Here is a 3,767-nt window from a genome sequence, read left to right as displayed (position 1 = left end):
CGCTTTTGCACCATTTTAGCGCTTTGCCTTTTACATCGATGTAAAAGGCTTTTTTAAAACATTTAGCACCAAAAAACTTAACTGCCTTTAGTTAACGGCCAGGCAGTTTTTGCCAGGTCACTTCATCCCGCACATAAGTCGGCTCGGCCAGCTCAGGCGCTACAAAAAGCCCATTGGTAAAAGCTGCCTGACTCAAAACCAGCATATCCTGTGCTGAAGGAAACAAAATCTGCGGGCTGATTTCTACCTGTTGCCAGGCCGTTAACGCATCAGGGTAAGTCTGAAAACCTGTGCCGACACCAAACACCTGGCCCGCGCCAAAGCTCTGTGGAAGATCACCTGCCACTAATTCAGCCGGTTTACGGGCAACTTCTTCGCCTTTGAGCAACATCAGGCCAGCTGCATCCAGCTGATAGCAGCCCAGATACACTTCCGCCATTCGCGCATCTATGGCAGCGACCACTTTATCGGCACCATGCAGCCGCTTTGCCGCCTGCGCCATAGCCGCCAAAGTAGACACGCCATACAGCGGCAAACCGGCGCCAAAAGCCAGGCCCTGCGCTACACCCACGCCAATACGCACCCCGGTAAAACTGCCGGGGCCACGGCCAAATACAATGCCGTCTAAATCTTTAAGTAACACACCAGCATCACTCAGCAACTGTTGCACCATAGGCAACACTCTTTTGCTGTGTTGCTGTGGACAGACTTCGTCCAGACTCAGAATTTCAGTGCCTAGTTGCAAAGCAACAGAGCAGGCTTCGGTGGATGTATCCAGCGCTAATAATTTCAATCTTGTTCTCCACTACTGTGAATATGTTCTAAAAATTCAATGGCCTGACCTACATCGCGGCTGCGCCGCATTGGCGGCAGCGACTTAATAAAGACTTCACCATAAGGCCTTGTCACTAAACGGCTGTCGCAAATGGCGAGAACTCCCCGGTCGGACACATCGCGGATCAGCCGCCCCACCCCTTGTTTTAACGTGATCACCGCCTGCGGCAACTGCACCTGGGCAAAAGGATCCTGACCGCGCATCCGGGCGTCTTCACTACGTGCCTGCAATAAAGGCTCATCCGGCGATGCAAAAGGTAATTTGTCGATAATGACACAACTTAAAGTGTCACCCCGCACATCCACCCCTTCCCAAAAACTACCAGTACCCAGCAGCACAGTGTGTTTAAGCTCAACAAACTGCTCCAGCAAAATACGTTTACTGGTACTGCCCTGTACTAATATCGGCAAATTGATATAAAGCGGCAGCTCTTGAGCCATCCACTGCAACATACGATGGCTGGTAAAAAGGAAAAAACAGCGGCCGTCGTTGGCGTTAATCAGCTTGACCGCCAGTTCCAGCAAAGCTTTGTTAATACGCGGATCTGTTGGCTCCGGCAAATAACGTGGCACTAGCAACATCGCCTGATTCGGGTAATCAAATGGGCTGTCGAGCAGCATCGTTTGTGCGTTTTGCAGCCCCATTTGATTGGTAAAATGGGCAAAACCTTCATCGACCGACAAGGTGGCTGAGGTAAAAATCCAGCTGCGTTTTTTGTTGTCGGCGCCTGCAAACACCAGTTCGTTAAATTTGTCGGCGATACTCAGCGGCGTGTAATGCAAACTGATGGTACGGGCAGTGGTTTCATACCAAAAACTGACGCCGGTGCGCTCTACATCTAATAGTTTTTCCAGTCGGGCCTTGGCAGTCGCCAGACGCTCATAACAGCTGTCGACCTGATCAGAGCGGCCGAGGCTCGATTTCAGCACCAGATACAACATCTGCATGGCGTCACTGATGCGGCTCATCGCCACTTGCATGTCAGGGCGCTGATAACAATCGCGCCAGTTGCCTTTTTGTGGATCGCCTGGCAACAACAAGCGCCAATCGCGCACCAAAGCCGCTAATTTATCAGCAGTTTTTGCCAGTTGTGGATGGTCGCGTAATTGGGTTTTACAGGCCAGTTCAATATCACGGCACAATTCGGCCAATAATTTAGACGACACCGACTCGCCAAAATATTCACTGGCGATATCCGGAATTTGGTGGGCTTCGTCAAAAATCACCACATCCATATTCGGCAGCAGTTCACCAAAACCTGTGTCTTTCAGTGCCATATCAGCAAAAAACAAATGATGATTCACCACCACCAAATCGGCGTTCATAGCTTTTTTACGGGCTTTGAGTAAATAACAGTCTTCAAAATCCGGGCAATCTTTGCCAAGGCAATTGTCGCTGGTGCTGGTGACATAAGGCAAAGCTTTCGAGTCTTCAGCAATATAAGTCAGCTCGCCGATATCCCCACTCTGGGTTTCGCTGGACCATTTTTTAATCAGGCTCAGATCCTGAATCAACACATCGTCTTTCACCGGTACATGCTGGTAATGTTGCGTCAGGCGGAATAAACATAAATAGTTGGCGCGGCCTTTTAATAACGCCGTTTGCAGCGGTAAAGCCAAAGCATTCAATACCTTAGGCAAATCGCGGAAATACAGCTGTTCCTGCAGGTTTTTGGTCCCGGTGGATAAAATCACTTTTTTACCGGCAAGCAAAGCCGGCACTAAATAAGCGTATGTTTTGCCTGTGCCAGTGCCCGCTTCCACCACCAGCGCCGAACCTTGTTCAATACTTTGTGCCACCGCCATCGCCATTTGTTTTTGCGCGTCACGGGCTTTAAAACCGGCAATATTCTGCGCCAACACACCATCATCGGCAAAAGCAGCGGCTACAGCGCTCATAAACTCTGCTCCGGCAACAGGGGTGTTCGCAAAAACGGGCGGGGAAAAATAAACAAGGCAACAGCCTTTGGCAGACAAAAACAGGGGGCTATTATGCCGTTAGCGCGAAGGTGCTGCAAAGGCTAAGGTTTTATTTCTTTAGTTGTTGGTTATTTATGTGGAACAAAAACCAGCGGCAACAAGGCTTGAAGCAACAACTGGCCTTAAGCAATAGCAGGCATAAAAAGAAATAACAGCTTACACGTAAATATCCAGATGACCATCAGCATCTGCATGTTGATCCTGCTCCGGCGTCACGGCATGGCCTGTTGGCAATAACTGTGTTTCCTGAGTCTGTTGTGAGCTTTGTTGTTGCTCAGATTGATGTTCAGATTTCTGCTCTGGCGGCTGCTGCTCATCCGGCTGTTGATATTGCCTTGGGTCGCGCATACCTACTCTTTGTCTTTGTTCAGACGAAGGTTCGGCATGAATACGTTCATATTTGGCAACAGGCAAAATCAGCCGACCTGAACTGTCGACCGGCTGATTCATCACCCTTGGCAAATAAGGGAATAACACGTCCATCTTAAATTACCTGCTGTTTTTTGCATTAAAAGCACCTTACTTAAAGTTGCTTTAGTTTTGCTGTGCGCTACAACACCAAAACAACCATCTACTCAATTCTATCTATCGGCGCCTGACATTAAAACTTTAAATTCGGTACACCCACCTTCAAAACAACTATACAACCTGACTATTTTTTAAGCCCAATTACTCAGAATATTTCAGTTTAAAAAATCATCAAAAAGAATAAAAACCAAAAACAAAAACAATAAATGGCTATTTATCATAGACATGAACAAAACAATCGATAACAACCCCCATAAAACTTTTTCCGACACGCTCTTGTCAGCCCGGAAAAAAACCGATAACTTGTATAGCAACTCAAAGCTTCAGCAATACCGAGATTTTTATGATTCAACTGAACGTCACACATCATCATCACCATCATCCGAAATAGCCGTTCAGGTTTATTTTTCCCCGCCCGTTTTGCG

3 protein-coding genes are annotated in these 3,767 nt (G+C 47.8%); all 3 read right to left on the bottom strand.

Annotated elements, in window-relative coordinates; translation table 11 throughout:
* Positions 1–91 precede the first annotated feature (91 nt).
* The 3 genes from tsaB to RCH83_RS00085 all read right to left on the bottom strand — a co-directional run bounded on the left by tsaB (position 92) and on the right by RCH83_RS00085 (position 3,297).
* Positions 92–793 (bottom strand): tRNA (adenosine(37)-N6)-threonylcarbamoyltransferase complex dimerization subunit type 1 TsaB, encoded by a 702-nt coding sequence (gene tsaB, locus RCH83_RS00095; RefSeq protein ID WP_306517911.1) that lies wholly within the window; start codon positions 791–793, stop codon positions 92–94.
* Positions 790–2,733 carry an ATP-dependent DNA helicase gene (locus RCH83_RS00090; RefSeq protein WP_306517909.1) on the bottom strand — a complete coding sequence of 648 codons (1,944 nt, stop codon included), beginning with the start codon at positions 2,731–2,733 and terminating at the stop codon, positions 790–792. Before RCH83_RS00090 ends, tsaB begins: the two co-directional genes overlap by 4 nt.
* Before the next feature lie 237 nt (positions 2,734–2,970).
* A complete protein-coding gene (locus tag RCH83_RS00085; RefSeq protein WP_306517907.1) occupies positions 2,971–3,297 on the bottom strand; it encodes a hypothetical protein in 327 nt (108 codons plus the stop codon).
* Between the last annotated feature and the right edge of the window lie 470 nt (positions 3,298–3,767).

Origin of the sequence: Rheinheimera sp., assembly GCF_030824435.1 — a bacterium.
Classification (GTDB): Bacteria; Pseudomonadota; Gammaproteobacteria; order Enterobacterales; family Alteromonadaceae; genus Pararheinheimera.
The sequence above is the reverse complement of the archived record's forward strand: the minus strand, read 5'-3'. Positions and strand labels throughout refer to the sequence as shown.

What these genes read in the sequence shown, in the direction of transcription:
- RCH83_RS00090 (WP_306517909.1), bottom strand. Translation starts at nt 2,733, where the DNA reads ATGAGCGCTGTAGCCGCTGCTTTTGCCGATGATGGTGTGTTGGCGCAG.
- RCH83_RS00085 (WP_306517907.1), bottom strand. Translation starts at nt 3,297, where the DNA reads ATGGACGTGTTATTCCCTTATTTGCCAAGGGTGATGAATCAGCCGGTC.